32 protein-coding genes are annotated in these 25,037 nt (G+C 66.9%); 10 read left to right on the top strand and 22 right to left on the bottom strand.

Annotated elements, in window-relative coordinates; translation table 11 throughout:
* Positions 1–99 precede the first annotated feature (99 nt).
* The 6 genes from folK to HRJ34_RS27325 all read right to left on the bottom strand — a co-directional run bounded on the left by folK (position 100) and on the right by HRJ34_RS27325 (position 4,379).
* Complete coding sequence (gene folK, locus HRJ34_RS27350; protein WP_016747852.1) at positions 100–594, bottom strand: 2-amino-4-hydroxy-6-hydroxymethyldihydropteridine diphosphokinase; 495 nt, start codon at positions 592–594, stop codon at positions 100–102.
* A 74-nt stretch (positions 595–668) separates the two neighbouring features.
* Complete coding sequence (locus tag HRJ34_RS27345; protein ID WP_208632983.1) at positions 669–1,499, bottom strand: hypothetical protein; 831 nt, start codon at positions 1,497–1,499, stop codon at positions 669–671.
* On the bottom strand, positions 1,499–1,789 hold the full coding sequence (locus HRJ34_RS27340; protein ID WP_208632982.1) for a hypothetical protein: 291 nt from the start codon (positions 1,787–1,789) through the stop codon (positions 1,499–1,501). Before HRJ34_RS27340 ends, HRJ34_RS27345 begins: the two co-directional genes overlap by 1 nt.
* Positions 1,786–2,262, bottom strand: a complete 477-nt coding sequence (locus HRJ34_RS27335; RefSeq protein WP_011952061.1) for a hypothetical protein — start codon at positions 2,260–2,262, stop codon at positions 1,786–1,788. Before HRJ34_RS27335 ends, HRJ34_RS27340 begins: the two co-directional genes overlap by 4 nt.
* A 21-nt stretch (positions 2,263–2,283) precedes the next feature.
* Complete coding sequence (locus HRJ34_RS27330) at positions 2,284–3,744, bottom strand: hypothetical protein (protein ID WP_208632981.1); 1,461 nt, start codon at positions 3,742–3,744, stop codon at positions 2,284–2,286.
* Positions 3,745–3,755: 11 nt separating this feature from the next.
* Positions 3,756–4,379 (bottom strand): hypothetical protein, encoded by a 624-nt coding sequence (locus HRJ34_RS27325; RefSeq protein ID WP_016747848.1) that lies wholly within the window; start codon positions 4,377–4,379, stop codon positions 3,756–3,758.
* A gap of 182 nt (positions 4,380–4,561) precedes the next feature.
* Here HRJ34_RS27325 and HRJ34_RS27320 point away from each other — a divergent pair, with 182 nt between their 5' ends.
* Together HRJ34_RS27320 and HRJ34_RS27315 are read left to right on the top strand one after the other, a co-directional pair.
* On the top strand, positions 4,562–5,260 hold the full coding sequence (locus HRJ34_RS27320; protein WP_208632980.1) for a uracil-DNA glycosylase: 699 nt from the start codon (positions 4,562–4,564) through the stop codon (positions 5,258–5,260).
* Positions 5,261–5,291: 31 nt separating this feature from the next.
* Positions 5,292–5,600, top strand: a complete 309-nt coding sequence (locus tag HRJ34_RS27315; RefSeq protein ID WP_011952065.1) for an FtsB family cell division protein — start codon at positions 5,292–5,294, stop codon at positions 5,598–5,600.
* 30 nt (positions 5,601–5,630) lie between these two features.
* On the opposite strand, the gene HRJ34_RS27310 is transcribed toward HRJ34_RS27315, so the two are convergent.
* Both HRJ34_RS27310 and HRJ34_RS27305 read right to left on the bottom strand, forming a co-directional pair.
* The gene (locus tag HRJ34_RS27310; protein ID WP_029993579.1) at positions 5,631–5,915 is read right to left on the bottom strand and encodes a type II toxin-antitoxin system RelE/ParE family toxin; all 285 of its coding nucleotides are present in this window, start codon (positions 5,913–5,915) and stop codon (positions 5,631–5,633) included.
* The gene (locus HRJ34_RS27305) at positions 5,896–6,201 is read right to left on the bottom strand and encodes a type II toxin-antitoxin system RelB/DinJ family antitoxin (RefSeq protein WP_011952066.1); all 306 of its coding nucleotides are present in this window, start codon (positions 6,199–6,201) and stop codon (positions 5,896–5,898) included. The genes HRJ34_RS27310 and HRJ34_RS27305 overlap by 20 nt, the downstream gene beginning before the upstream one ends.
* A gap of 202 nt (positions 6,202–6,403) precedes the next feature.
* On the opposite strand from HRJ34_RS27305, the gene pdhA reads away from it, so the two are divergent.
* The 6 genes from pdhA to HRJ34_RS27275 all read left to right on the top strand — a co-directional run bounded on the left by pdhA (position 6,404) and on the right by HRJ34_RS27275 (position 11,272).
* Positions 6,404–7,534: a pyruvate dehydrogenase (acetyl-transferring) E1 component subunit alpha gene (gene pdhA / locus HRJ34_RS27300; RefSeq protein WP_208632979.1), complete on the top strand. Its 1,131-nt coding sequence runs from the start codon at positions 6,404–6,406 to the stop codon at positions 7,532–7,534.
* On the top strand, positions 7,534–8,934 hold the full coding sequence (locus tag HRJ34_RS27295; RefSeq protein WP_011952068.1) for a pyruvate dehydrogenase complex E1 component subunit beta: 1,401 nt from the start codon (positions 7,534–7,536) through the stop codon (positions 8,932–8,934). Before pdhA ends, HRJ34_RS27295 begins: the two co-directional genes overlap by 1 nt.
* A 114-nt stretch (positions 8,935–9,048) precedes the next feature.
* Positions 9,049–9,486, top strand: a complete 438-nt coding sequence (locus HRJ34_RS27290) for a response regulator (RefSeq protein ID WP_016747845.1) — start codon at positions 9,049–9,051, stop codon at positions 9,484–9,486.
* Positions 9,398–10,168 carry a hypothetical protein gene (locus HRJ34_RS27285; RefSeq protein ID WP_226948981.1) on the top strand — a complete coding sequence of 257 codons (771 nt, stop codon included), beginning with the start codon at positions 9,398–9,400 and terminating at the stop codon, positions 10,166–10,168. The genes HRJ34_RS27290 and HRJ34_RS27285 overlap by 89 nt, the downstream gene beginning before the upstream one ends.
* 35 nt (positions 10,169–10,203) lie before the next feature.
* The gene (locus tag HRJ34_RS27280) at positions 10,204–10,641 is read left to right on the top strand and encodes an EF-hand domain-containing protein (RefSeq protein WP_208632978.1); all 438 of its coding nucleotides are present in this window, start codon (positions 10,204–10,206) and stop codon (positions 10,639–10,641) included.
* Between the two features lie 34 nt (positions 10,642–10,675).
* Entirely contained in the window at positions 10,676–11,272 is a 597-nt protein-coding gene (locus tag HRJ34_RS27275) for a hypothetical protein (RefSeq protein ID WP_226948980.1), read from the top strand.
* A 55-nt stretch (positions 11,273–11,327) separates the two neighbouring features.
* Here the strand turns inward: HRJ34_RS27275 and HRJ34_RS27270 are convergent, their stop codons facing one another.
* The 3 genes from HRJ34_RS27270 to HRJ34_RS27260 form a co-directional block, all read right to left on the bottom strand.
* Positions 11,328–12,383: a class I SAM-dependent methyltransferase gene (locus tag HRJ34_RS27270; protein WP_208632976.1), complete on the bottom strand. Its 1,056-nt coding sequence runs from the start codon at positions 12,381–12,383 to the stop codon at positions 11,328–11,330.
* 188 nt (positions 12,384–12,571) lie between these two features.
* Positions 12,572–13,411, bottom strand: coding sequence for a prolipoprotein diacylglyceryl transferase (gene lgt / locus HRJ34_RS27265; protein ID WP_011952074.1), 840 nt, complete (start codon positions 13,409–13,411; stop codon positions 12,572–12,574).
* 82 nt (positions 13,412–13,493) lie between these two features.
* Positions 13,494–13,913 carry an ATP-binding protein gene (locus HRJ34_RS27260; RefSeq protein WP_029993571.1) on the bottom strand — a complete coding sequence of 140 codons (420 nt, stop codon included), beginning with the start codon at positions 13,911–13,913 and terminating at the stop codon, positions 13,494–13,496.
* 46 nt (positions 13,914–13,959) lie between these two features.
* Between HRJ34_RS27260 and HRJ34_RS27255 the strand changes: the two genes are divergently transcribed.
* Positions 13,960–14,391: a FecR family protein gene (locus HRJ34_RS27255; RefSeq protein WP_011952076.1), complete on the top strand. Its 432-nt coding sequence runs from the start codon at positions 13,960–13,962 to the stop codon at positions 14,389–14,391.
* Positions 14,388–14,978 carry an OmpA family protein gene (locus HRJ34_RS27250; RefSeq protein ID WP_011952077.1) on the top strand — a complete coding sequence of 197 codons (591 nt, stop codon included), beginning with the start codon at positions 14,388–14,390 and terminating at the stop codon, positions 14,976–14,978. The genes HRJ34_RS27255 and HRJ34_RS27250 overlap by 4 nt, the downstream gene beginning before the upstream one ends.
* A gap of 149 nt (positions 14,979–15,127) precedes the next feature.
* On the opposite strand, the gene HRJ34_RS27245 is transcribed toward HRJ34_RS27250, so the two are convergent.
* The 11 genes from HRJ34_RS27245 to HRJ34_RS27195 all read right to left on the bottom strand — a co-directional run bounded on the left by HRJ34_RS27245 (position 15,128) and on the right by HRJ34_RS27195 (position 24,978).
* Positions 15,128–17,143, bottom strand: a complete 2,016-nt coding sequence (locus HRJ34_RS27245; protein ID WP_208632975.1) for a CHASE2 domain-containing protein — start codon at positions 17,141–17,143, stop codon at positions 15,128–15,130.
* Between the two features lie 144 nt (positions 17,144–17,287).
* Complete coding sequence (locus HRJ34_RS27240; protein ID WP_011952079.1) at positions 17,288–18,250, bottom strand: MBL fold metallo-hydrolase; 963 nt, start codon at positions 18,248–18,250, stop codon at positions 17,288–17,290.
* A 25-nt stretch (positions 18,251–18,275) separates the two neighbouring features.
* Positions 18,276–18,614 (bottom strand): STAS domain-containing protein, encoded by a 339-nt coding sequence (locus HRJ34_RS27235; RefSeq protein WP_029993566.1) that lies wholly within the window; start codon positions 18,612–18,614, stop codon positions 18,276–18,278.
* Positions 18,615–18,679: 65 nt separating this feature from the next.
* Positions 18,680–19,378: a glutamine amidotransferase gene (locus HRJ34_RS27230; protein WP_208632974.1), complete on the bottom strand. Its 699-nt coding sequence runs from the start codon at positions 19,376–19,378 to the stop codon at positions 18,680–18,682.
* 118 nt (positions 19,379–19,496) lie between these two features.
* Entirely contained in the window at positions 19,497–20,117 is a 621-nt protein-coding gene (locus HRJ34_RS27225; RefSeq protein WP_157783526.1) for a carboxypeptidase-like regulatory domain-containing protein, read from the bottom strand.
* Between the two features lie 298 nt (positions 20,118–20,415).
* Positions 20,416–20,637 carry a hypothetical protein gene (locus tag HRJ34_RS27220; protein WP_208632973.1) on the bottom strand — a complete coding sequence of 74 codons (222 nt, stop codon included), beginning with the start codon at positions 20,635–20,637 and terminating at the stop codon, positions 20,416–20,418.
* A complete protein-coding gene (locus tag HRJ34_RS27215; protein WP_208632972.1) occupies positions 20,634–20,798 on the bottom strand; it encodes a hypothetical protein in 165 nt (54 codons plus the stop codon). Before HRJ34_RS27215 ends, HRJ34_RS27220 begins: the two co-directional genes overlap by 4 nt.
* A 694-nt stretch (positions 20,799–21,492) precedes the next feature.
* A complete protein-coding gene (locus HRJ34_RS27210; RefSeq protein WP_020372124.1) occupies positions 21,493–21,666 on the bottom strand; it encodes a hypothetical protein in 174 nt (57 codons plus the stop codon).
* Between the two features lie 73 nt (positions 21,667–21,739).
* Positions 21,740–22,576 carry an IS5 family transposase gene (locus tag HRJ34_RS27205; RefSeq protein WP_208631555.1) on the bottom strand — a complete coding sequence of 279 codons (837 nt, stop codon included), beginning with the start codon at positions 22,574–22,576 and terminating at the stop codon, positions 21,740–21,742.
* 83 nt (positions 22,577–22,659) lie between these two features.
* Positions 22,660–23,400: a hypothetical protein gene (locus HRJ34_RS27200; RefSeq protein ID WP_208632971.1), complete on the bottom strand. Its 741-nt coding sequence runs from the start codon at positions 23,398–23,400 to the stop codon at positions 22,660–22,662.
* Between the two features lie 174 nt (positions 23,401–23,574).
* Positions 23,575–24,978: an NAD(P)H-dependent flavin oxidoreductase gene (locus HRJ34_RS27195; protein ID WP_011952086.1), complete on the bottom strand. Its 1,404-nt coding sequence runs from the start codon at positions 24,976–24,978 to the stop codon at positions 23,575–23,577.
* Between the last annotated feature and the right edge of the window lie 59 nt (positions 24,979–25,037).

The following is a 25,037-nucleotide window of genomic DNA, read 5'->3' as shown; positions in this document are numbered from 1 at the left end:
GGATTCGAACCCGGGACCTCTCGATTAAAAGTCGCTTGCTCTACCGACTGAGCTACGGACCCACCGACCGCGCTTCCCTATTGGGCGCGGCTGTCGCGGTCAACCCGCCCCGCGGAGAAGCCGGGCGCGGGCGTGACGCACCGTCCGGCGGCCCTCGCCCACCGGCCAGCCGGGCGCGATCGCCAGCAACGGACGAAGGACGAAGTCGCGCCGCTCCAGCTCGCGATGGGGGATCGTCAGTCGCTGACCGCGGCGCTGCGCCCAGCCCCCTTCCGACCACAGCAATATGTCGAGATCGAGCACGCGGGCGCCCCAGCGCCGTCCCCGCCGCCGCCCGAACGCCGCCTCAAGCCCCTTGAGCCGGGCGAGCAGCGCGGGCGGATCGAGCCGGGTCTCGACGATCACCGCCGCATTGGCGAAGCTTCGCCCCGCCGGCCCCAGCGCCGGGGTCGCGATGATCGGGGAGCGCGCCACGACCGCGATGTCGTCCGCATCGATCGCCGCGATCGCCGCCCGCACCACGGCGGCCGGAGCGCCATGGCGGCCATGGCGCCGGTTCGACCCGATACCGATCGCGTAACGATAGGGCTGCATGCGATCCGCCTATAGCGGCGGATCATGGCCTTACCAGAGCCTAGCTTGCCCGACGACCGCAACAGCCGGTCGATCTACCCCCAGTTCGCGACCAGCGCCTGCATCACCTCGGTCGCGACGCGGGCGCCGACCTGGTCGACGGTGGGCGGCAGCGGGCGTTCGCGCTGATAGCCGTTCGGTCCGGCGACCCAGCGCCCCGGCCCGCCCGAGGGTGGAATGCCCTGGGTGACGACGGTGGCGAGCAGCGTGCCGCTGCGGATGTCCTTGACGTCGACGCGGAAGGTGTAGCCGCTCGGCGCGCCGTCGTCGGGGGTCTGCAGCACCTCGACCAGCAGGTCGGCCTTGCCGACCAGCGCCGACATCTCGACCGACTGGGCGTCGCTGCGGTCCACGCCCTTGCCGAGCGCGGTCGAGCGCATGATCAGGGTGCGGTCGATCAGCCGGGCGCCGCCGGCCAGCATGGTGCGGTTGAAGCCCTGCGCGGCCTTCCAGTCGGCGCGCTCGGCGAGGCCGGTCATGCGCGCGCCGTCGGCTGCGGTCGCGGTGCGACCCGAGCGCAGCTCGGCGTCGACGGCGCGGCCGGCGACCGCCGTCGAGCCGTCCTCATAATAGGTCTTGTCGACCGCCCGGCCGTCGGTCAGCGTGAAGCGCGACCACTCCTCATAGCTGGTCGACAGCGAGTCGGTGAGCTGCCGGTTCCAGAAGATCACCATGCGCGGGCTCTTCCGGCGCGCATAGGCCGACCGGAAGGCGCTGGTGGTCGCGGCGTTGTTCTGAGCCGCATGGTTGGCGCGCGGCGGCGCGGCCAGCACCTCGGGCATATTGTCCCGATATTGCTGCGCGGCGGCGGCGGTCGCCAGCAGCATCGCGACGGCCGCCCCCGCGGCCACGGTCCTGATCCCCATCACATGTCCCCCCACGAAGAATAGCCGTCATCGCCGAAATCGGCATCGGCATAGTCCGCATCCTCGTCGATCCACGCGACGACGGGGATGCGGCGATCGGGCGACCAGCCCTCGATCACCGGCGGCGTGTCGCGCCACAGGGCCGGCGTCGCGCCATAGGCCATTGGCGACGGCGCCGCGATCAGCGCCGGCTGCACCGGACGGATCAGGCGCGGCGGCGGCACATCCTGCCCGGCCTGCACCGGGACGGCCGCGAAGCCGACGGCCAGCGCGAGAGCGGCGCGGATCATGGCTGCGAGGTCCGCACCTCGACGAGGTAATATTTGACCTCGTCGCGGCCGATCGAAAGCCCGCGATAGACCCCGGTCGCCTTGGGCGCGAGGATGACCTTCTTCCAATAGGTCGAATCCTCGGTCGGCACCTGGTTCTCGTCCATGAAGGAGGAACGCGCGTCGAGCTCGACCGTCTTCTTGGTACAGTTGACGAAGCGGGTGATCACCTCGACCGAATTGGTCTCGGTCCGCCGCGCGAACATGCCTTCGACGACGACGCGGTTGGCCAGCTTCTTGTCGGTCATCTGCACGGCGTTGAGGTCGATCGGCGTCATCGCCGACGGCACGTTGGCGACCAGCGCGGGCCCGCCCGCCGAGAGCGATCGCTTGGCATCGCCGATGTCGCATTTGACCGGCCGGTTCTCGCGCGCCTGCGCCGGAATGGCCAGAAGCGCGCCGGCGGCGATCGCGCTGAGCAGATATGTCTTCATCACAACCGTCTCCCCAAGCAACTAGCGCAGCTTCGCGCGGAAGGCCTCGTCCTTGGCCCACACGTCCTTGTCCCGCTTGCGCGCCAGCGCGATCTTGGCGTTGTTGCCGGGCGCCTCGGACGGCAGGCTCGCGACGCTGCGCGAGCGGGCCCAGACGATGCCGCACCTGCCGGCGCTGGCCGCCATCGGCTTGGTGCCCGTCAGGTCGAGCGCATTGTCGTCCTGGCGATAGGTCATGCTGACCGACGGCATGCTCCACTCGCTGGCGCTCAGCGAAGCCTTGGGCGCGGGCTTCTTGCCCTTGCCGGCGGCGGCGGCCGGCACGGCGGCGCCCCAGCGCGTGGTGCCGGCCATGATGCTCGACGGCAGGCCGTCCCACATCCGGGTGTCGGCGGTCGGCCGGACCGACTTGGAGAACATGCTGAGCGCCGCGCCGATCCCCTGCGCATAGAGGGCATTGCCGCCCATCTGCTGGGCGAAGCTGCTGCCGACGGTGGTGGCGAGAGCGCTGGTCGTCTCCAGCCCGGCCTTGAACTGCGCCTTGCCGTCGAGGATGCCGTCGATCGCCCGGCCGCCGCGGGTCGACGCCTGGGTATAGATGTCGGCGGCCGGCGTCAGCGGCCAGGCGCGCGTCGTCTTGCCGGCGCCCAGCGTCACGATCGCGCCATTTTCGGGCATGGCGGCGCCGGGGCGGAAGACCAGCTTCTCCTGATATTGCCCGTCGGTCGCCTTGACCGGGCCGATGCCGAGTTCGGTCAGCACCAGGACATTGTCGCTGGGCCCCGGCACCTTGAGCTTGGGATCGATCTTCGCGGCCTGCTCGAACGCGTCGGCGGCCTGGCTGCCGTCGCCCGCGCATTGCGACGCCCAGCCCTGCAGATAGGTCAGCAGCGCGAAGTCCGACTGGAAGCTCTCCTCGCCCGAGACCGTGTCCTGATATTCGGCCGCCTTGAACGAGGCGCGGGCATTGTCGTAGTCGCCCTTCCGCAGATAGAGCAGCCCGCGATAATAATAGGCCATCGCCCGTTCATAGGGCTCGCCCTTGAAGTCCTTGTTGACCTCGAGCCGCGTCGCCGAGGTCGCCTTCTCGGCCTGCTTATCCTTGTTGTAGAAGGCCTCGATCCGGTCGAGCGCGCCGTCGAACGCCTTCTCGGCGTCGCCATAATAGCCGAGCTCCATCGAGAGCAGGCCGAGCCGCTCATAATTGAGCACGGCATTATGCTCGCCGTCATAATAGAGGACGCGATAATAGCCGCGCAGTTCCTCCTGCCGGCCCTGGGCGAAGGTCTCGACCTCGTCGGGATAGGGGCCGGGGCCATATTGCGCCTTCCAGGCCGCGACCTGCTTGGCCCGCGCCTTCGCGGCGGCCTTGGCGGCGGCGGGGTCGACAGGGGCGGCCGCATCCTGCGCCACGACGGCGGAGGCGAGCGACAACAGCGAGAAAGCGGCGATTCCGGTCGCCAGCCGATGGATGGTCTTCATCGGGCCCTCCCTCAGCGATAGACGACGTCGTCGGCGCCGGCCCGGCGGATCTTGTAGGTGCCGTTCCAGACGAGGGTGCCATATTCGAGGTCGAGCATCTCGAGCGAGATGACGGTCAACCGCTCCTGCATGCCGGTGTCGTTGTTGCGGCTGTCGAGCGAGGTGATCTTGCCGACCAGCTTGTAGTCGGCGCCCGCCGTGGCGCGGGTCAGCCCGGTGGTGCCGCTGTCGACGACGCCGTCGCGCTTCAGCGCGCGCTCCTGCTCGACCGCGGCGATGAACTCGCGGCTGACGAAGCGCATCTTGCCGCGCGCGGCGCCCATCAGCTTGCCGCGCAGCTCGTCGGTGATGATGTCCTTGTCGATCCGCTGCGAGCTCTGGTTGCGCAGGTCGGAGCTGTCGAGGATGATCCGGGGCGGCGTCGCCCGGTTGGAGATCTCCGGATTGGCCATCAGGTCACGGACCATCTGGTCGGCCATGCGGCCGAGGTCCTGCCCCTCGATGCCGACGCCGGAGACGACGCCGCGCTGGTCGGGATCGAGATCGACCGCCTGGTGCGATCGATCCTTCTTCGCGAGCGCGGGGCCGGCGGCGACGACCGCCAGGCCGACGCCAAGGAATGCGGCTTTCGCCACAGGACGCAGTTTCAGCATTGTTCCCCCGTTCGATCCCGGATGTCGCGACGCCCCCGCCGCGACAGCCCATCTTCCCGACGGGGAAGGCTAGAGCGGCCACCCCCGGCGTCAAGCCTTTCGTTAACCGATCTCCCCTGAATTTACATGACGTGGATCACACCCCGATCGGATAAACGGCGTGGATGGAGCCGATCGCCGAGCCGCCCGCCGACTGCGCCCTGTGCCCCCGGCTGGCCGCCTATCGGGCGACGCAGCGGATCGAAAATCCGAGCTGGTTCAATGCGCCGGTGCCGACCTTCGGGGATTCCGGCGCCCGGCTCGTCATCGTCGGGCTCGCACCGGGACTGAAGGGCGCGAACCGCACCGGACGCGCCTTCACCGGCGATGGATCGGGCACGATGCTGTTCGACGTGCTGGCCGATCACGGCCTGGCGCGGGGCGGCTATGGCCATGATGCCGACGACGGTCTCCGCCTCGACGGCACGGTCATCGTCAATGCGGTGCGCTGCGTGCCCCCCGCCAACCGGCCGACCCCGGCCGAGGTCCGTGCCTGCCGCCCCTTCCTGGCCGGTCCGCTGAACGGCGCCCCGGCGCCGCGGGTGATCGTCGCGCTCGGCCGCATCGCCCATGACGCGACCCTGGCCGCGCTCGGCGAGACGCCCGCCCGCTTTCGTTTCGCCCATGGCGCCGAACACCGGCCGGAAGGGTCGATCCCGATCGACAGCTACCACTGCTCGCGGTACAATCAGAATACCGGACGGCTTACCTACAAGATGTTGTGGTCGATCTTCGAAAAGGCCATTCGTTACGCGTCCGAATCACCTTTCCAATCACCAGAAAATATCGGTAATTCAGCGCCCAAAGCGCGCGAAAGGACTTGATCGCGCGACTCATCGGTGATTCTGTCCCTGGATGAATCGCGTCCCCCTTTTCCAGATTGCCCGCAGCGCTGCGCTGCCCGCGGTCGCGATTCTGATCATCGGCTATTTCGCCAGCGCGGCGCTGATCGGCCCCAACGGCCTGCTCGCGCTCGGCGGCTATCGCACCCAGCTCCAGGCCAAGTCCGACGAGCTGCACCGCACCGAGGCGGTGCGCGACCGGCTGCGCCACCACGCCAAGCTGCTCGACCCCAGCCGCGTCGATCCCGATTTCGGCGAGGAGCTGGTGCGCCGCTCGACCGGCCAGGTGCGGCCGGACGAGATCATCATCCCACGGGACTGAACCGCGCGCCCTTCCCGCATCGCGCCGTCGTCAGCGCGGCCAGAACTGCGCGCCGTGCAACACGCGAAGGATGAGGACACGCTGTTCGTCTTCCGCATAAACGACGATGTAATTTTGCCGGACGAGCATTTCCCGTGTGCCATCGACACGCCCCACCTCGTATAGTCGGGGATGGTGGAGTAATTGCTCCGCCTTGTTTTCTATGTCGTCGAGCAGCTTCAGCGCCGCATCGGGATTATCGTCGGCGATGAAATCGACAATCGACAGCAGGTCCTTGCGGGCAGCCTCGCTCCATTCAAGCGTCGGGCTTGCCACGCCGCTTTCCCACCACGAGCGCGCGCGCTTCGTCCATGACCCTCGCTTGCGGACGGGTTGGGCCGCCGTCGTCCAGCGCCTCCCGCACCTTTGCCCGGAACCAGGCATCATGCGTCTCGGGATCGACGGTCAGGCCGGCCGGCAGCCCGCCCTCCTTGGCGACCCGTGCGAGCAATATCCTCACCGCATCGGACACGCTCAGCCCAACATCGGCGAGCGTTTGGGATGCGCGCGCTTTCAGTTCCTCATCGACCCTGACATGCAGCATGGACGTGCGGCCAGCCATAGCGATCTCCTCTCCGGCGATATGTATCTCAAATGAGATACAGTCAATGGATAGGACACCGCGATCGACGGCCACGCCTGTTCGTCACTGGCCCCGCCGGGAAGCTTTATTGCCACCGGGCTCTACAGCACGTTGAAATCGGCGCGCACGGCGGCCTATATGCGTCCCAGTCACCCCCTCCCCGGGACAAGGAGCAATCCGCTTGGCGAAACCAGCACAGCCACGCGCAGCGGCCAAAAAGGCCGCGCCGCGCAAACCCGCATCTCCAAGGGCGAAAGCCGCCGCGCCGAAACCGGCCGCTGCCGCCGCCACCACCGCGCCGCCGATATCCAACCGCGAACGCCCAGCCGAACCGCAGCGGTACAAGGCGAGCAAGGAGGAGATGCTGGAGTTCTACCGGCAGATGCTGCTGATCCGCCGCTTCGAGGAGAAGGCGGGCCAGCTCTACGGCCTCGGCCTGATCGGCGGTTTCTGCCACCTCTATATCGGCCAGGAGGCCGTCGCGGTCGGCCTGCAGTCGGCGCTCGAGGTGGGCAAGGATTCGGTGATCACCGGCTATCGCGACCATGGCCACATGCTGGCCTATGGCATCGACCCGAAGCTGATCATGGCCGAGCTCACCGGCCGCGCCGCCGGCATCAGCTGCGGCAAGGGCGGATCGATGCACATGTTCTCGGTCGACCACCGCTTCTACGGCGGCCACGGCATCGTCGGCGCGCAGGTCAGCCTCGGCACCGGCTTGGCCTTCAAGCATAAATATGCGGGCGACGGCGGCGTCGCCATGGCCTATTTCGGCGACGGCGCGTCGAACCAGGGCCAGGTCTACGAGAGCTTCAACATGGCCGAGCTGTGGAAGCTCCCGATCATCTTCGTGATCGAGAACAACCAGTACGCCATGGGCACCAGCGTCAACCGTTCCTCGGCCGAGGACCAGCTCTACCGCCGCGGCGAGAGCTTCCGCATCCCCGGCATCCAGGTCGACGGCATGGACGTGCTGGCGGTGCGCGGCGCCGCCGAGGAGGCGGTCGCCTGGGTCCGCGCCGGCAAGGGGCCGATCCTGCTCGAACTCAAGACCTATCGCTATCGTGGCCATTCGATGTCCGACCCGGCCAAGTACCGCTCGCGCGACGAGGTCCAGTCGGTGCGCGAGAAGTCCGACCCGATCGACCATCTCAAGAAGGAGCTGGAAGCGGCGGGCGTCGGCGAGGACGAGCTGCGCACGCTGGAGAAGGACATCCGCGCGATCGTGACCGAGGCGGCCGACTTCGCCGAACAGTCGCCCGAACCCGAGCCCGAAGAGCTCTATACCGACGTGCTGGTGGGACAATATTGATGGCTGTCGATCTGAAGATGCCCGCGCTTTCCCCGACGATGGAGGAAGGCACGCTCGCCAAGTGGCTCGTCAAGGAAGGCGACACGGTCAAGTCCGGTGACATCCTCGCCGAGATCGAGACCGACAAGGCGACGATGGAGTTCGAGGCTGTCGACGAGGGCACGATCGCCGAGATCACGGTTCCCGCCGGCACCGAAGGGGTGAAGGTCGGCACCGTGATCGCCCGGATCGCCGGCGAGGACGAGGACGCCGCTCCGGCGCCGAAGGCCGCCGCCGAGCCGAAGGCGGAAGCCCCGAAGGCCGAGGCCCCCGCGCCCGAGAGCCCGACCCCGCACAAGATGGAAAGCGGCGCGCGCGACCTGGTCGCGGCGGTCGCCGACACGCGCGACGATCCCGAGGTGCCCGCCGGAACCGAACTGGTGAAGACCACGGTCCGCGAGGCGCTGCGCGACGCGATGGCGGAGGAGATGCGCCGCGACGGCGACGTCTTCGTGATGGGCGAGGAAGTCGCGCAGTACCAGGGCGCCTACAAGGTGACCCAGGGCCTGCTCGACGAGTTCGGCGACCGGCGCGTGATCGACACGCCGATCACCGAATATGGCTTCGCCGGCATCGGCACCGGCGCCGCGATGGGCGGCCTCAAGCCGATCGTCGAGTTCATGACGTTCAACTTCGCCATGCAGGCGATCGACCACATCATCAACTCGGCCGCCAAGACCAACTATATGTCGGGCGGCCAGATGCGTTGTCCGGTCGTGTTCCGCGGCCCCAACGGCGCCGCCGCCCGCGTCGCCGCGCAGCACAGCCAGAACTATGCGCCCTGGTACGCCAGCGTGCCCGGCCTGATCGTCATCTCGCCCTATTCGGCGGCCGACGCCAAGGGCCTGCTGAAGGCGGCGATCCGCTGCCCCGATCCGGTCGTGTTCCTGGAGAACGAGCTGCTCTACGGCCAGAGCTTCGAGGTGCCGAAGCTCGACGACTATGTCCTGCCGATCGGCAAGGCGCGCATCTGCCGTACCGGTTCCGACGTGACGATCGTCAGCTATTCGATCGGGGTCGGCGTCGCGCTGGAGGCGGCCAAGCAGCTCGAGGGCGAGGGGATCGACGCCGAGGTGATCGACCTGCGCACGCTGCGCCCGCTCGACAAGGCGACGGTGCTCGAAAGCCTCCGCAAGACGAACCGCATGGTCGTCGTCGAGGAAGGCTGGCCGGTCTGCTCGATCGCGTCGGAGATCATCACGATCGCCATGGAGGAGGGCTTCGACGACCTCGACGCCCCGGTCCGCCGCGTCACCAACCAGGACGTGCCGATGCCCTATGCCGCCAATCTCGAAAAGGCGGCGCTGCTCAAGGTGTCCGACGTGGTCGCGGCCGCCAAGGCGGTGACCTACAAGGGCTAGATTCCGACGCTCCGGCGGGGCGGTCGGCCCTTTCTAGGGGTTTTTGCGGACCGCCCGACCGCCGTTCTGTGATAATGGTCCCCAACCGGTCCGAGTCGGTTGGGGACTATGCTCATGGAACAGAAAGGCCCGCGTTCCGCAGCGTCATCCGCGACCGGGCAGGCCGGCGACCCCTTTCTGGGCCGGCTCCTCTATGTCGAGGACAATGCCCAGATCGCCGAGATCACCTGCCTGATGCTCGAGGATTCGGGGCTCGCCATCGTCCAGGCCGGTTCGGCCGAAGAGGCGTTGAAGCTGGTCGACGCGGACGAGGCCCCGTTCGACATCGTCCTGACCGACGTGGTCATGCCGGGACTGAGCGGGGTGCAGCTCGCCCGCCGGCTCAACCAGCGCTGGCCGAACCTGCCGATCGTGCTGGTCAGCGGCTTCAGCGAGGAGCTGACGCTGGGCTATGGCGCGCAATATGAACTCCTCCGCAAGCCCTTCACCCGCGGCGCCCTGCTCGACTGCCTGCAGCGCCATCTCGACGGCAGCATCTATCAACACGCCTGACCCCGCCCTGCCCCCGCTGTCCGATCCCGAACGCCTGCTGGCGCTGAGCTATGCGCCGGCGGACCGGCGCGACCGGCTCGCCCTGCTGTGGCGGATCGACGAGCGGATGGGCGCGATCGTCGCCGCCGCGCGCGAACCGGCGATCGGCGCGATGCGGCTGATCTGGTGGCGCGACGCGCTGACCCGGCTCGACGAACCGGAGGTGCCGGCGCCGGCCGAGCCGCTGCTGGCCGCCGCCGCCGGACAATTGCTGCCCGCGGGCCTTTCCGGCCGGTCGCTCGCCGCGATCGAGGAAGGCTGGGCGGCGCTGCTCGAAGAGGAGACGCCGGGCGAGGTGCAGATCGTCGCCCATGGCGAGGAGCGCGGCGGCCCGCTGTTCGCGCTGTCGGCGGCGTTGCTCGGCGCGGTGCCCGAGGATGTCGGCCGCGCCGGCGAAGGCTGGGCGCTCGCCGAGCTCGGCCATCGGCTGCGCGATGCCGAGGCGCGCCGCTTCGCCCGCGCCGCCGCCGCCGAACGGCTGGGTGACGTCGCGATCGGCCGCTGGCCCGCCGCACTCCGGCCGCTCGCCCTGCTCGTCCTGCTCGCGCGGATGGACGCCGCGATGCCGGCGGAGCGGCAGCGGCGACAGGGCTCACCGAAACGGATGCTTCGGGCGCTCGCCTATCGCCTGACGGGACGCTAAGCTCCGCCCCGGGGAATATCCGGGGGAGAAGCGATATGTGGCGATATCTGGCGGGTGCGGCCGGCGGGCTGTTGCTGGCGGGCGGCGGCGTGATGCTGTGGCAGGGACAGGGCAAGGGCCCGCAGCTCGCCGCCGCCCCGCTCCAGGCGGCCGAGCCCGCGCCGCTCGCCGAGCCGCCCGCCGCGACCGAGAAGACCCGCGAGGAGAAGCGCTTCGCCCGCTACGACAAGGACAGGGACGGCAAGGTCAGCCGCGAGGAATTCCTCGCCAGCCGGCGCAAGGCCTATGCCAAGCTCGACAGCAACGGCGACGGCCGGCTGAGCTTCGAGGAATGGTCGGCCAAGACCACCGACCGCTTCGCCAAGGCCGACGCCGACAAATCGGCGACGCTGACCGCCGAGGAGTTCGCCACCACCCGCATCGCCCGCAAGACGACCCGTCCGGCGCCGTGCGTGCCGGAAAGCGAGGGCTGAGATGAGGATCGGCCACGCCCTTGCGATCGGAATTGTGCTGACGCTGCCCCCGCCGATCGACAGGGCCGCCGCGGCCCCCCTTCGGATCGAACCGAAGGGCCCCTATGTCCATCGCGGAACCGGCTTCGTCTTTCCCGAACGAGCCGGCGATTTCCGGCGCACGTCGATCATCGAATATGACGACGAGGCGACCGACGTCAGCGCGGGATACAGCTATGCCGTGCCCACCCCGGAGAGAACGACGATCGCCACCGTCTATGTCTATCCCGTGCCGCCGGTGGCGGACACCGCCGATCCGGCCACCCGGAAAGCACAGCAGGACCGCTTCTGCCGCGAGCATTTCGACACCATCAAGGCCGAGGTCGCCGAGAAGCATCGGTCGACCGTCGTCGTCGAGGAGAGCAAGGTCGCCTCGCCTTCGCCGAACCATCGCCAACCAGGCCTGCGCGCGGCCTTCACCTTCGAGGATGTGTTCCGGGGCAAGGAACAGCCGCTGCGATCGGAAGCCCGCCTGTTCTGCCATGTCGACGGCCAGTGGCTGATCGCCTATCGCTTCACCGCGCCGGCCGGCCATGACCTGTCGCCGGACATCGCCAGGCTGACGGCGGCGCTGCCCTGGCCCCGCCAATAGTAGCGGACCTCTGGTCATCCCAGCGTTCGCTGGGATGACGCCGTGGCGAGTGGGATCAGCCGACCTCGAACCCGGCGGGCTTCGGCCATTTCGGGCTGACCATCGCGATGGCGCGGAACAGGGTGCCCATCTCCTCCTCCGACGTCAGCCGGTGATAGGCGGCGCCGATCTCCTCGGTGCGGTCGGGATGGTGGCGGGATAACGCCGCCGCACGGGCGGCGATGCCGAGCGTCGCCAGGAAATAGCTCTGCGACACCGGCCCCTCGATCCGCGCGCCGCCCAACCGGCCGGCCTCGCCCAGCGCGGTGAAGTCGACATGGGCGGTGATGTCGTTGGCGCCGGGATTGCTGAACACGTCGGCATAGGCATGGGCGTTGAGCGCCTGCAGCGTGTCGCCCGCCGCATAATTCTCATGCCCATAGTCGATCGCGAGCAATGCCCCGCCCTGCTTGACGATCCGCGCCGCCAGCGCGCGGGCGACGGCGAGACCCGCCGGGGAGGTCTCGTAGATGCTACCCGCGACCGCGTCGTGGAGATGCTCGGGGACGACATCCTCGGCCGGGGCATCGCCCGGCACCGGGCGGAAGCCGTCGGCGTCATGGGTGACGACCCGCTCGCGCCAGCCGCTATAGGTCTTGATATATTGGCGATAGGGCAGCGCGTCGAAGAACTCGTTGGCGACGACGATCAGCGGCGCGTCGGTCGGCAGCGTCTCGATCCCCTCGTGCCAGACGGCGTCGGGCACCCGCTCCTTCTGCAGGCGCCGCAGCACCGGGCTGGTCTCGACGAAATGGACCTCGGGATGACGGCGCAGCGCCCCCATCGCGCGCAGCGCGTCGGCGGCAAGCGTCCCCCGCCCCGGCCCCAGTTCGACATAATAGGCGCCGAGCGCGCGCGAGCGGGTCCACAGGTCGGCGATCCAGATGCCGATCAGCTCGCCGAACATCTGGCTGATCTCGGGCGAGGTGATGAAATCGCCTTTCACGCCGAACGGGTCGTGCGCGGCATAATAGAGGCCGTTGGCCGCCTCCATATAGTCGGCGACCGGGATCGGCCCATTGGCCTGGATCACTCGAACCAGCGCGTCCGCCAGTTCCGCGGCTGTCTCCATCTCGCTCGCTTCTTCGACGTCGGAATCGCCGCCTGATAGGCGATCGTGGTTAGCAAAGGATTAGGATCGGCCCCTATCCCTTCCGTCATTCCCGCGAAAGCGGGAATCCATGGACGGCGGCCCGCAAGAGACGGAACGTCCCGTAACCGTGGTTTCCCGCTTTCGCGGGAATGACGGCGGTGGGTGGTTCAATCGGCGTTGATCGGGGTCCGCTTCGAGGCGGTGGCGATCAGGTAGAGGCCGCCGATCAGCATCGGCACGGTCAGCGTCTGCCCCATCGTCAGCCCCCAGCTCAGCGTGCCGAGCTGCGCGTCGGGCTCGCGGAAATATTCGACGACGAAGCGGCTCAGCCCATAGCCGAGCAGGAAGATGCCGACCAGCTTGCCCGGCTGGTTGCGGGCGTCGGTCCGCCAGAAGAAGAAGGACAGGACGAGGCCGAGCACGATCCCTTCGAGGCCGGCTTCGTAGAGCTGGCTCGGGTGGCGCGGCAGGCCGTCGGGCGCGCCGGGGAAGATCATCGCCCAGGAAACGTCGGTCGGCCGGCCCCACAGCTCGCCGTTCACGAAATTGGCGATGCGGCCGAAGAACAGCCCGAACGGCGCGCAGCAGGCGACATAGTCGTGGATGCGCAGCCAGCTCAGCCCGTTGCGGCGCGCCATGTAGAAGATGCCGGCCGCGACGCCGAGCGCGCCGCCATGAAACGACATGCCCCCCTGCCACAGCTTGAGCACGTCGAGCGGGTGGAGGAGGATATCGGGCTGGTAGAAGAAGACATAGGCGAGCCGCCCGCCGATCAGGATGCCGAGCGTCGCGTAGAAGACGAGATCGTCGGCATGGCGCCGCGCCATCGGCGCGCCCGGCTGCGCGATCAGCCGGGTGAGATAATACCAGCCGAGCAGGATGCCGGAGATATAGGCCAGCGAATACCAGTGGATCTGCAGGAAGCCGAGGTCGAGCGCGATCGGGTTCAGGCCGAGATCGGCCCAGTGGATCGCCTGGGCGGCGTTGGCGATGACGGCTTGTTGCAAGGATCTTCCCCGAAAACTGGACTGGGTTTGCCATAGCGGGGGGATCGGTCGAGCGGAAGGGCGGCGATGCGGCCGATCGCCATCAACCGACCGGGATCGACAGCTCCATCCGATTGCGGCCGCCCTCGCTGCGATAGTCGAGGATGGTCGCCCAGGCGCGGACCAGGTTGAGCCCGGCGCCGCCGCCGCGATCGGGGATCGCCGCGTCGTCCGGCGCCTCGCGCGGGTCGAAGGCGGCGCCGTCGTCGCTCAGCACCAGCGCCACCGGCCCGCCCTCCGCGCGCGTCAGGCTCAGCTCGATCGCGTCCGCCGCGCCCGCGCCGCCATGCTCGACGAGATTGGCGACCAGTTCCTCGACGATGATCGCCAGCCGCGCGGCGGCGTCGCCGTCCAGCCCGGCCGCCGCGCAGAAGCCGTGGACCGCGTCGACGCTCTCGCGGACGATGCCGTCGCCAATGCAACGGATTGTAACCGACGCGGAATTCGAGTCGCGGGCGCTCATAATTGCGCTATGTCACGACTCTCTGGTCATGGGGATGGCGAGAATCATGCGTAGGGCAATATTGACGGTGCTGGGGCTGGCGATCATGGCGCAGCCGGCCTGGGCCGAGATCGGCCGGATCAAGCGCAGCGTCGGCGCGACCACGGTCGAGCGCGGCAAGGCGAAGCTCACCCCCGCGCCTGGCTTCCAGCTCCTTCCCGGCGACACGCTGGTCACCGGCAAGGACGGGCAGATGAGCCTGACCTTCATCGACGACACCCGTTTCTCGGTGGGGCCGAACAGCCGCATCGCGGTCGACGACTTCAACTATGACCGCACCGCCCAGACCGGCAGCTTCGTGACCCGTGTCAATCGCGGCTCGCTCGCGGTCGTGTCGGGGCAGATCGCCAAGTCGAAGCCCGACGCGATGAAGGTCCGCACCCCGACCTCGCTGCTCGGCGTGCGCGGCACCCGCTTCATCGTCGAGGTCTCCAAATGAACCGTGTCCTGCCGCTATTGGCGGTCGCGGGCCTGCTGGCGGGCTGCGCCACCACGCCGACCCTCACCCTGCTGCCGACCGAGGAAGGCAAGCAGGGCGCCGTCGCGGTGCTGGAGGAGAACGGCAAGCCGATGGAGACGGTGGTCAGCGAGCTCAACAGCAGCACCAACCTGTCGGGCACGCCGCGCACCCGATCGATCGATCCGGCGAAGATGAGCGCGCGGCAGCGCGAGCTGCTCCAGGCGCTGCCGCCGGCGCCGGTGCGGCTGACCCTCTATTTCCTCGAGGGCACGACCGAGCTGACGCCCGAATCGCAGCCCGGGCTCGCCTTCCTGATCAAGGAGGTGTCGGAGCGGCCGGGCGCGGAGGTGCAGGTCACCGGCTATACCGACACGCTGGGCGAGGCCGACGCCAACGACCGGCTGTCGCAGCAGCGCGCCGAGGAGGTGCTCGGCGTGCTCGCCAAGCAGGGCATCGACCCTACCCTGATGAGCGCGGTCGGCCGCGGCGAGCGCAACCTGCGCGTCGCGACCCCCGACGGGGTTTCCGAACCGGCCAACCGCCGCGTGGTGGTGACGATCCGTTAGGACGGATAGCCTCCATCGTTCCGTCATTCCCGCGAAAGCGGGAATCCACGGTCACGGAACACCTGACCTCTTGCGAGCCGCCGTCCATGGATTCCCGCTTTCGCGGGAATGACGATTGGGGGGCGACGACGGTGGTCGGGCGGCGGTCCTCAGCCCAGATAGCGGACCGCCATCACCGTCAGGTCGTCGGTCGGGTCGGTGCCGTCCTCGAAGGCGCGCACCGCGTCGCGCATCGCCTCGACCATCGCCGAGGCGTTCGTCCGTCCTTGCAGCGCCGCGAGCAGCCGGTCATGGCCGAACAGCGCGCCGTCGCCATTCTGCGCCTCGCTGACCCCGTCCGAGATCAGCACCAGCGCCTCGCCGGGCGCGAGCGTCATCGGCTCGTCGGGATAGGGGAAGTCGACGATGCAGAAGGGCGGCCCGCCGTCGAGCTTGTGGATCGCGATCGCGCCGTCGCCGCGAATGTGGAGCGGGTCCTCATGCCCCGCGCTCATCAGCACCAGTTCGCCGCTCGACAGGTCGAGGATGCCGACCAGCATGGTCACGTTCATCGCCTCGCTATTGTCGCGCATCAGCTCCTCGTTGAGGATCGCGGCGGCATCGGCGAGGCTGGGGACGCCGCGCAGCACGACGCTCTTCGCCAGCGCCTTGGACAGCGCCATGAACAAAGCGGCGGGCACGCCCTTCCCCGTCACGTCGCCGACCAGGAAGGCGATGCGGTCGGCATCGAGCCGGATCACGTCGTAGAGGTCGCCGCCGATCGACTTGGCGGGTTCGAGCAGCGCGTCGATGTCGATGCGCGGATCGAAGCCGGCCAGCTCCTCGCGCGGCGGCAGCATGCCGAGCTGGATCGAGCGCGCCGCCTGCAGCTCGCCTTCGGTCGCGGCGGCGGCGATCCGCTCGCGCACCAGCGTCTCGCGCAGCCGCTCGCGCTCGCGTCGCGCCTCGACGAACATGCCGCCCGCCACGCCGACCGCCGCGCCGCCGCCAAGCAGCAGCGGGCGCAGCGGATCGAGCAGCAGCGAGCCGAGGTCGAAGGCGAACCAGCCGGCCAGCGCGATCGCGACCGCCAGCCCGAGCGGGACGAGCATCAGGGCACGGCGGCGCGCCGGCCCGCACAGCAGCACCGCGACCGCGAGCAGCAGCCCCACGCCCCACTCGACCGGCGCCGCCCAGGCCGGCCGGTCGAGCCAGCCGCCGCGCAGGATCGCGTCGACCGCCTGCGCCTGCACCAGCGTGCCATAGCCTTCCGCCTCCAAGGGGGTGGCGACGATGTCGGCGGTGCCTTCGGCGGCGAGGCCGAGCAGGACGATCTTGCCGGCGAAGGCGTCGGCGGGGAATTTGCGGCGGAGCACGTCGGCCGCCGAGCTGATCTCGGCCGCCGGGAAGCGACCGAAGCGCAGCCGCATCCGCCCCTCCGCATCGACCGGGATGCGCCGGCCGGCCAGCACCACCCCGCGCGCCTCGGCCGTCACCGCCTCCTGGTCCCGCGCCAGCCGGGCGAGTTCGAGCGACAGGCTGGGCATCGCCCGGCCGCCGAGCTTCATCAGCAGCGGCACCCGCCGGACGCGCCCGTCGCTGTCGGGCTGGCCGTTGAGCAGGCCATGGCCGAGCGCGGCGCCTTCCAATTCGGGGATGTTGGCGACCGCGCGCGGCTCGTCGGGAAGGTCGGGCGGCAGCGCGCCCTTGATCGCGGCGTCGACGAACAGTTGCGCGGGATCGCTGCCGCCGCTTCCCACCCCCGCGCGGCCAAGCACGACCGGCGCCTTGCCGACGACCTGGCCGTAGAGCCGATCCATCGGCGGCAGCGCCTGGACCTCGGCGGCGGCGGCCGGGCTGAGTTCGGGATAGAGCGCCGCGAAGATGTCGGGCCGCACCCGGTCGGGCTCCGGGAACAGCATGTCGAAGCCGATCGCCTTCGGCCCCCGCGCGGCGATCTCTTCGGTCAGCCGGGCCATGTGGTAGCGCGGCCACGGCCAGGGCCCGACCGCGGCGATGCTGTCCGAATCGACCAGCACGACATGGACCGGCGTGCCCGACAGGTCGCGCGGCGCGAGGCGCTGCCACAGGTCGAACAGCGGCCGGCGCATCGCCTCGCCCGCGAAAGCGCTGAGCAGCGCGGCGACCGCAAGCACGAGGAGGCCGGCGAGGCGGATGCGGTTCATCTCCGACTGCGTCACCCCAGCGAAGGCTGGGGTCCATATCTCTCGTCAGCCAGATGGCATCTGAGGAGATGACAGACATGGACCCCAGCCTTCGCTGGGGTGACGTGGTGCATTTGAGCGCGATCCCGAAGCATCCCGCCGGCCCTACAACCGCACCTCGAGCCCGTCATAGGCGCACAGCACCTCGAGCGGGGTCTCGCGGCGGGTGAGTTCCTCGTAGCGGATGCTTTCCTGGTGCATCCGCTGGATGTCGTCGTCGCTGTAGATCGGCTCATGGTGGAACAGCGCCAGCCGCTTCGCCTCCGCCTCGTGGCACAGGTCGATCGCGACGATGTTCGAGCTGTGCCCCCAATCCTCCTTCATCGAGACTGCGTCGGCGAGCGAATACATGGTGTCGCAGATCACTAGGTCGGCATCGCGGAAGAAATGGGCGACGTCGGCCTCACCCTCCATGCTGTCGATCTTGTGCTCGCTGTCGGTCGAGAAGATCGCGGTCTTCCCCGCATCGTCGGTGAAGCGATAGCCGTAGCTCTTGTGACTGTGGTGCTGCTCCATCACCTCGACGTCGAGCCCGCCGATCCGATAGGTCTCGCCCGGCGCGAGCGTACGGAACTCGATCGTCGCGCGCAGCCAGTCGAAGGCGACCGGGAAGCTGATCTCCTCCTGCTGGCGGCGCAGCGCCTGCTCGGCATCGGCATGGCCCGAATGGATGACGATGCGGGCATTGGGATCGAAGGCGGGCCCGAAAAAGGGAAAGCCACCGATATGGTCCCAGTGCAAGTGGGACATGAAGAAATGATAGGTCCGCTCGTGCCCGGCGGCGCAACGGCGGAAGGCGTCGATGCCGAACTCGCGCAGGCCGGTGCCCATGTCGCAGACGATGAACGATCCGTCGCCGCCCTCGATCTCGACGCAGGTGGTGGCGCCGCCATAGGTGCCGCCGGTCGCGAAATCGAGCTCGCGGTCGACGAAGGCCTCCGCCTCGGCCGTGTCGGCGAAGCCGCGCCCGCCCGCCGCGACCAGCGCGCGGGCGATCTTGCCGCGGATCGCGCCCGCGGTCTGCGCCACCGCCAGCGATCCCCGCGTTCCCCAGAATCGAACCAGCATCGATCTTTCCCCCTCGATGAGGCGCTCAGGCGGTCAGCGCCGCCTCGACCGTCTCGGTCACCCCGAACAGCTTGTCGTAGCGGCTGATCGCCAATATCTCGCGCACCACGCCGTTGGGCGCGGCGAGGAGGATCGTCACCGCCGATCCGTCGGCCTTGCGCTTGGCGAGCGTCAGCGCGCGCAGGCCGCGCGAGGACATATAGTCGATGCCCGAGCAATCGACGACGAGCCGCGCCGCCGCATCGGCCGCGCGCGCCACCGCACCTTCGAGGCTGGCGCCGAAATCCTGCGCCGTGCTTTCGTCGATCTTCCCCCGGGGTGCGGCGACGATCGCCCCGTCCCGCGCCTCTTCCGACCACATCATAAGCCACGCTCTCCCCTGCCCGCCGCCATGCTAACCATTAATTCGGGCGCAGGGAAGTTGGGTGATCAGGGATCGAGCCGGTCGAGCCAGTCGGCGATCATCCTGCGCCCCGCCGCCACCGCGACCGGACCGTGGCGATCATGCTCGCCGCGCAGCTCCTCGACCGTCCGGCCCGCCGCGTGGATATAGGGCTCGTCCTCCAGCCAGGCGTCGAAGCGCGGGTCCTCGCCCATCTCCGAATGGCACTGGAGCGCCAGGATATTGTCGCCGCGCCGGAACACCTGGTGCGGATAGGCGTCGGACGAGGCGAGCAGCTCGGCCCTCTCGGGCAGGTCGAAGGTGTCGCCGTGCCAATGCAGCACCGGCACCCCCTCGATATGGCGCAGCGGCGAGGCGAGGCCCGCGTCGTGGATCGTCACCGGCGCGAAGCCGACCTCCTTGACCGGCCCGGCATAGACGCGCGCGCCCATCGCCGCGGCGATGACCTGACTGCCCAGGCAGACACCGAGGGTCGGCCGGTCGAGCATGATCCGCCGCGCCAGCCGCGCGATCTCGCAGCCGAGCCAGGGATATCGATTGGTCTCGTACACGCCCATCGGCCCGCCCATCATCACGACGAGGTCGGGCGTGTCGAAGTCGACCTGGGCGAAATCGGGATCGGTGACGTCGACCCGGTCGATGACATAGCCGGCCGCCTCCACGGGCGCGCGGAAGCCGGCGATTCCTTCATAGGGGACGTGGCGGATGACGAGCGCGGACTTCATCGCGCGACCCTAGCGCGACGCCCCGGGATTCCAACGGCAATGCTTCTTGGAGGGGGAAAAGGGAAACTCTACCGATAAGGTAGATTATCCTCACATACGGAGCCTCCTGCGTCGCAGGTCAACCAATGTCCGATTCACCCCGACGCCCGCCTATTTCGAGCAGCCCGACGACGATGCAACGCTGGTCATCGCTGGGCCCGCCAGTCACGTCGACCGCCCTGTCGGCTACGACAACATCTTCGACGCTCCACCTTTCTCCGCAATCCGAAGAAAATTCGACCAGATATGTACCCGGAGGGACGTTCTTGATTCTGTATCGGCCACTCGATTTGGCTTTGGCCCGATAGGAATTGCCGTTCTTATCCGTTGCCGTCACCGTCGTTTCAAAAAATGAGAATGTCTGAGCGGTGCCAACGATAGCACCTTTCGCGCGCTGATCCCGCGCAAGCGCTGGCGGGCTCATCAGCAGGCCAGCCGAAACGCCGATAGCCGCCACCATCAGGCGGACGCGCCCATGGGAATCCGGCCTGGTGTCGATCGCGCCGGAAACATCGATGCTCGCACGGACACAACTGCCCGGCTCGTCGCGCAACAGCTTCTCGATTCCGGCAACATCATATTGGGAGAGATCGTGAACGACCCTGTCGCATCGGGCACAGGTCCGATGCCGTTCCCCCGGCGTCATATTCTCCCAACGCTCGTCACAGGGCTTTGGAAAATTGACGTACACGTCGGACATTATCCTTCTCCCCTTCTTGGATGCGCAGTCGATCAGGTCGATCGGAGCATGAATCGACGCCCTCAGCTTTCCGCTATCTCGCATTGCAAAGTGCTTCTGCTATGCGATGCGCCCTTGGGACGCCGACGGACAACCGTCCATCCCTCCTCATCATCATGTCTGAAACTGGCCGTGCAACGAAGCATCTTGGGCGCGTTCATGTCGGTAGCGGACTTGGGATCGCTATCGCGCACTAGGTCGAAAGCGCAAAGCTGACCCTGCCTTGATGATCGGCAGCGCATATCGTCGATATGGAGCGTCAAATCGTCAAGATTGACTGATCGGAAAAAAACGGAACCACCCCCTGACCAAGAAGAAAATCGAGTCCAGTATCATTTCTGATAGCACCATATAGTTTATCCAGGAGCGGTTGACCGGGCGTTTTTCCCGTCGGGCGAAGAGCTTCCCGATCCATGGAACAAGCCGATAGGCCGAGCCCGGACAGAATAAACCATAATAGAGATCGTCCGACCGTCTTCATGGCATTTTCCTTTGAAACAGCAACTGCTGGCGATCGAGGTTTTCCTGGATTATCTTTGCGCGCTTGGCAGCCCGCTTGACTTCATTCTCCTCTAACGGTTCCTTCGCAGGATACACGAACTGGAGCCTGCCATTTTCCAACTGATGCCAGCCCACGGCCATTCATTGGGACGACCAAAGCTAAACCCCACTCGACGCTATCGGCCATGAATTTCACGGGCGCCTACGCAGGTTGAAGTTTGATCTTCCCATGCGCCGCCTCGATCCAAACATGTATCGACATCGAGGAAGTTCTTGAGAGAGCGAATGGCAAAAATGGCTGACAGAATTGTCACTATGATAACAATCACAACCGCACCTCGCTTCATCTCAACATCTCTTGTTCAGGCCGTTTAGCCTGCCGATATCTCGCATTCCATCGTGCTTCTGCTGTGCCTGCCACCCTTGGGAGGCAGGCGGTCGACCGTCCATCCCTCGTCGTCATCATATCTGAAGCTGGCCGTACAACGGAGCATCTTGGGTTCGTTCGCGTCGGAAACGCGCTTTGGGTCGCTATCGCGCACCAGGTCGAAAGCACAAAGCCGGCCCCGCCCTGATGATCGGCAGCGCATATCGCGGATATGGACCGTCAAATTCTCGAAGGCCCCCGATCCACGCAAAACGCTCGCCCAACCTCCTCCGTCAAAGATCATCGTCATCTCGGACCGGAGATCATCCCAGATAGCACCATATAGCTTATCCCGGAGAGGCTGACCGGGCGCCTTGGCCGTCGTTCGAAGGGCCTCCCGATCCACGGAACAAGCAGACAGGCCGAGCCCGGATAGAACAACCCACAACAGAGACCGCCCGACCGTCTTCATGGCATTTTCCTTTGAAACAGCAACTGCTGGCGATCCAGGTTTTCCTGGATCATCTTTGCGCGCTTGGCAGCTCGCTTGGCTTCGTTCTCCTCTAACAACTCTCTCGCAGGATACACGAACTGGAGCCTGCCATTTTCCAACTGATGCCAGCCCACATCTCCTTCCGACACGGTAGCTGTCGGAACAGGATCGTTTCCCAAAAGCGATCCGATATCTCCGTATATCTTAGAGCCTGATTCAAAATTATCGGGCGTAATTTCCTAGCTTTGCGATTCTTCGTGTGAAGAGCTGGATTGAAGCGATGAAGAGCCATGCGGTTGCGGAAGCGATGGTTTGTTCGAAGTCCTTGGCGAGGCGCCGGTTTCGATTGAGCCAAGCCAGCGTTCGCTCGACGACCCAGCGCCTGGGCAGCACGACGAAGCCTTTTGCCGTATCCGATCGCTTGACGATCTCGACGGTCCATTTGCCGATGCGGCGCAGGGCATCCCTGAGCTTTTCGCCCGCATAGCCACCGTCGGCAAAGACATGGCGCAGCCACGGGAAGCGACGGACGATCTCGGCCAGCACCAACGGCGCGCCATCGCGATCCTGGATATCGGCAGTATGGATCACGGCATGGACCAGATTGCCGTCGGTGTCGGTCAGGATGTGGCGCTTGCGCCCCTTGATCCTCTTCCCCGCGTCATAGCCGCGAGGCCCGCCGCTTTCCGAGGTCTTCACACTCTGGCTGTCGATCACCCCGGCGCTCGGCGAAGCCTCGCGGCCTACAGCTTCCCGCCCGATCAACAGCAGGGCATGATTGAGCGACAGCCACAGGCCGTTGTCGCGCCACAGATAAAACCAGCGCCGCACCGTCGAGACGGGCGGAAAGCACGGCGGCAGCATCCGCCACGGCAGCCCGCCGCGCAGCAAATACAAAATCGCCTCGATAATGCGCCTGAGCGGCCACTTGCGCGGACGTCCCACCGACGAGGGCGGCGGAAAGAAGGGCTCCAGCACCGCCCATTCGGCATCGGTCAAATCGCTTGGCAAAGCCAGTTCTGTACGGGCATATTGCGCCCGAGTGGTATCGGTCCACATCGTCGATCTCCGGAAGTTTGTTGCAAAACCCCTGAATCAACGACTGGCGCTAGCGTCAAGCTAACTTGCTGATACCACTCAACTTAATTTCGGATCAGGCTCTTAGGATCGGCCGAAAGATCATAGTAATCAGCCATCCCCTCGCTTGTACCATCGATATGACCATGACTCAGCCCTACCGTTCCGATCGGCCATTCATTAGGACGACCGAAACTAAACGTGTCAACCTGATCGGTTGACCCTGTCTTTGTATTGATAACTGGGAGCGGATAATACATAGTAGGCTTCGGATTTAACAGAGACAGATTTCTCTCATTTGGTGGATCATCCGTCTTCACGCTGAAGTCGATTGGTAGAGCTATTGTATATGCGCCCCTCTCCACTTTTCCACCCTTCACCGCGACCTGATTCTTATGCGTGTTCCAGATGGAGATCATATCCTCGTTAGGTATAGATGTTACTCCATTGGAGAGCGCGGGATCATAGGTATTCGCGTTGATCACATAATAGTCGCTTCCCCCGATCGTCTTGCGGGTGCGAACCACGTCGCTTCCCTTATCGCCCTTCGCTGCCGATCCGCGGGCGGCGGTCGCCGTCAGCGGCGCCGATCGCTCTCCAGCCCTCCGGTCGAGTTCGTCCCAGTCCAGGATTCCCGCGCGGGCGTTCGCGCCGCCTGCGGGCCGCGCACGGCCAGCTTCCTCGTCCAGATAGATGACGTTCCCGTCCTCATCGACCCTGAACGGCCGTGGCTTCCTGGGATTCAGCGGGTCGCCCGGCAGGGTCACCATCCCCGCATATCGATCATATTTCGGATCCTTGGCCATTCGACTCTCCTTGTTCCAGTATAGAACAAATAGAGAACAAATGAAATCCTACTTTGCAAGCGGTTTCGACAGCATGCCCTCCGCCCCTGTCGTCATTCCCGCGAAAGGGGGATGACGGCAAGGGTAGCCGGAATGCCGCTGGAAACCGCCCGCCGGTCTGCCAGAATAGCGGGATCAGTCGCCAGTCAGGATGCGGTCGACGAGCTGCTTCACCGTCGGCACGAAGCCGTTCGAGTAGAAAGGGTCCTGCCGGAACTTGAAGGCGGCGTGGCCCGCGAACATCAGGTTGTGGTCGACGGGCCCGCCATGGACGATGTCCTGCAGCGTCTTCTGGATGCAGAAGCTGCGCGGGTCGGCGAGGCGGCCGGTCGAGTTGTTCTCATTGTCCGCCCAGGAGGAGAAGGCGCACTGGCTGAGGCAGCCCATGCAGTCGGCCTGGTCCTTGCGGATCACCTTCATCTCGTCGGTGGTGACGAAGACGAGCGTGTTGTCGGGCGTCTTGAGCGCGTTGGTGAAGCCGAGGCCGTGCCATTCGCGGGCGCGGTGCAGGTCGCCGAGCGTGACCCAGAAGCTCTTGCCCTTCACGCCGACGTCGAGCTGGTACTGATGGTCGCCGGCCGCTTCCATCGAGAAGGCGATCTGCCGTTCCGACCGCGCCTCGAGGCTGCGGAGGAAGTCGTTGCGGACCGCCGAGGAATAGAAGCCGGTCGGCGAGAAGCGGTGCAGCAGCACGTCGCCGGGCTCGAGGACGGTGAGCTTGTCCTTCCATTCCTGCGGGATCGGGCTTTCCCGCGTCAGCAGCGGGCGGGTGCCGAACTGGAAGGCGATCTGGCCGAGTTCGGGATTGTCGATCCAGTCGTTCCAGTCGCGCAGATACCAGACGCCGCCCGCCATCACGATCGGCACGTCGTCGGAGATGCCGCCCTGGCGCATCGTCTCGCGTAGCGCCTTGACGCGCGGATAGGGGTCCTGCGGCGCCTTCGGGTCCTCGGCGTTCGACAGGCCGTTATGGCCGCCCGCGAGCCAGGGGTCCTCATAGACCACCGCCGCCAGCCATTCGGCGGCCTTCGAATAGGCGCGCTTCCACAGCGCGCTGAAGGCGCGCGCCGAGGAGACGATCGGCAGATAGTTGACGCCGTAGGAGGCGGCGATCTCGCTGAGCTTGTAGGGCATGCCCGCGCCGCAGGTGACGCCGGTCACCATGCCCTTGGTGCGTTCGAGCACGCCGTGGAGGACGCGCTGCGCGCCGCCCATCTCCCACAGCACGTTGATGTTGATCGCGCCCTTGCCGCCGGAAATGTCGAAGGCGCGCTTGACCTGCTCGACCGCGCCGTCGATCGCGTAGGCGATCAGTTCCTCGTGACGGTCGCGGCGGGTGAGCGCGCGATAGACCTGCGGGATGATCTTGCCGTCGGGATCGTAGCTGTCGGCGTTGACCGCCGAAACGGTGCCGATGCCGCCGGCCGCCGCCCAGGCGCCCGAACTGGCATGGTTGGTCGCGGCGACACCCTTACCACCCTCGATGATGGGCCAGACTTCCCGTCCACCATATTGGATCGGCCGCAGACCTTTGAACAAAGAAACCTCCACGCACGCGCCACCGGCGCCCCAGAATCCGCGCCCTATAGTCCCAAGGG

The sequence above is a fragment of the Rhizorhabdus wittichii genome (assembly GCF_017607425.1).
Lineage (GTDB): Bacteria > Pseudomonadota > Alphaproteobacteria > Sphingomonadales > Sphingomonadaceae > Rhizorhabdus > Rhizorhabdus wittichii.
The sequence above is the reverse complement of the archived record's forward strand: the minus strand, read 5'-3'. Positions and strand labels throughout refer to the sequence as shown.

What these genes read in the sequence shown, in the direction of transcription:
- folK (WP_016747852.1), bottom strand. Translation starts at nt 594, where the DNA reads ATGCAGCCCTATCGTTACGCGATCGGTATCGGGTCGAACCGGCGCCAT.
- HRJ34_RS27345 (WP_208632983.1), bottom strand. Translation starts at nt 1,499, where the DNA reads ATGGGGATCAGGACCGTGGCCGCGGGGGCGGCCGTCGCGATGCTGCTG.
- HRJ34_RS27340 (WP_208632982.1), bottom strand. Translation starts at nt 1,789, where the DNA reads ATGATCCGCGCCGCTCTCGCGCTGGCCGTCGGCTTCGCGGCCGTCCCG.
- HRJ34_RS27335 (WP_011952061.1), bottom strand. Translation starts at nt 2,262, where the DNA reads ATGAAGACATATCTGCTCAGCGCGATCGCCGCCGGCGCGCTTCTGGCC.
- HRJ34_RS27330 (WP_208632981.1), bottom strand. Translation starts at nt 3,744, where the DNA reads ATGAAGACCATCCATCGGCTGGCGACCGGAATCGCCGCTTTCTCGCTG.
- HRJ34_RS27320 (WP_208632980.1), top strand. Translation starts at nt 4,562, where the DNA reads ATGGAGCCGATCGCCGAGCCGCCCGCCGACTGCGCCCTGTGCCCCCGG.
- HRJ34_RS27315 (WP_011952065.1), top strand. Translation starts at nt 5,292, where the DNA reads ATGAATCGCGTCCCCCTTTTCCAGATTGCCCGCAGCGCTGCGCTGCCC.
- HRJ34_RS27305 (WP_011952066.1), bottom strand. Translation starts at nt 6,201, where the DNA reads ATGGCTGGCCGCACGTCCATGCTGCATGTCAGGGTCGATGAGGAACTG.
- HRJ34_RS27295 (WP_011952068.1), top strand. Translation starts at nt 7,534, where the DNA reads ATGGCTGTCGATCTGAAGATGCCCGCGCTTTCCCCGACGATGGAGGAA.
- HRJ34_RS27290 (WP_016747845.1), top strand. Translation starts at nt 9,049, where the DNA reads ATGGAACAGAAAGGCCCGCGTTCCGCAGCGTCATCCGCGACCGGGCAG.
- HRJ34_RS27285 (WP_226948981.1), top strand. Translation starts at nt 9,398, where the DNA reads ATGAACTCCTCCGCAAGCCCTTCACCCGCGGCGCCCTGCTCGACTGCC.
- HRJ34_RS27280 (WP_208632978.1), top strand. Translation starts at nt 10,204, where the DNA reads ATGTGGCGATATCTGGCGGGTGCGGCCGGCGGGCTGTTGCTGGCGGGC.
- HRJ34_RS27270 (WP_208632976.1), bottom strand. Translation starts at nt 12,383, where the DNA reads ATGGAGACAGCCGCGGAACTGGCGGACGCGCTGGTTCGAGTGATCCAG.
- HRJ34_RS27260 (WP_029993571.1), bottom strand. Translation starts at nt 13,913, where the DNA reads ATGAGCGCCCGCGACTCGAATTCCGCGTCGGTTACAATCCGTTGCATT.
- HRJ34_RS27255 (WP_011952076.1), top strand. Translation starts at nt 13,960, where the DNA reads ATGCGTAGGGCAATATTGACGGTGCTGGGGCTGGCGATCATGGCGCAG.
- HRJ34_RS27250 (WP_011952077.1), top strand. Translation starts at nt 14,388, where the DNA reads ATGAACCGTGTCCTGCCGCTATTGGCGGTCGCGGGCCTGCTGGCGGGC.
- HRJ34_RS27245 (WP_208632975.1), bottom strand. Translation starts at nt 17,143, where the DNA reads ATGAACCGCATCCGCCTCGCCGGCCTCCTCGTGCTTGCGGTCGCCGCG.
- HRJ34_RS27240 (WP_011952079.1), bottom strand. Translation starts at nt 18,250, where the DNA reads ATGCTGGTTCGATTCTGGGGAACGCGGGGATCGCTGGCGGTGGCGCAG.
- HRJ34_RS27235 (WP_029993566.1), bottom strand. Translation starts at nt 18,614, where the DNA reads ATGATGTGGTCGGAAGAGGCGCGGGACGGGGCGATCGTCGCCGCACCC.
- HRJ34_RS27230 (WP_208632974.1), bottom strand. Translation starts at nt 19,378, where the DNA reads ATGAAGTCCGCGCTCGTCATCCGCCACGTCCCCTATGAAGGAATCGCC.
- HRJ34_RS27225 (WP_157783526.1), bottom strand. Translation starts at nt 20,117, where the DNA reads ATGTCCGACGTGTACGTCAATTTTCCAAAGCCCTGTGACGAGCGTTGG.
- HRJ34_RS27220 (WP_208632973.1), bottom strand. Translation starts at nt 20,637, where the DNA reads ATGAAGACGGTCGGACGATCTCTATTATGGTTTATTCTGTCCGGGCTC.
- HRJ34_RS27215 (WP_208632972.1), bottom strand. Translation starts at nt 20,798, where the DNA reads ATGGCCGTGGGCTGGCATCAGTTGGAAAATGGCAGGCTCCAGTTCGTG.
- HRJ34_RS27205 (WP_208631555.1), bottom strand. Translation starts at nt 22,576, where the DNA reads ATGTGGACCGATACCACTCGGGCGCAATATGCCCGTACAGAACTGGCT.
- HRJ34_RS27200 (WP_208632971.1), bottom strand. Translation starts at nt 23,400, where the DNA reads ATGGCCAAGGATCCGAAATATGATCGATATGCGGGGATGGTGACCCTG.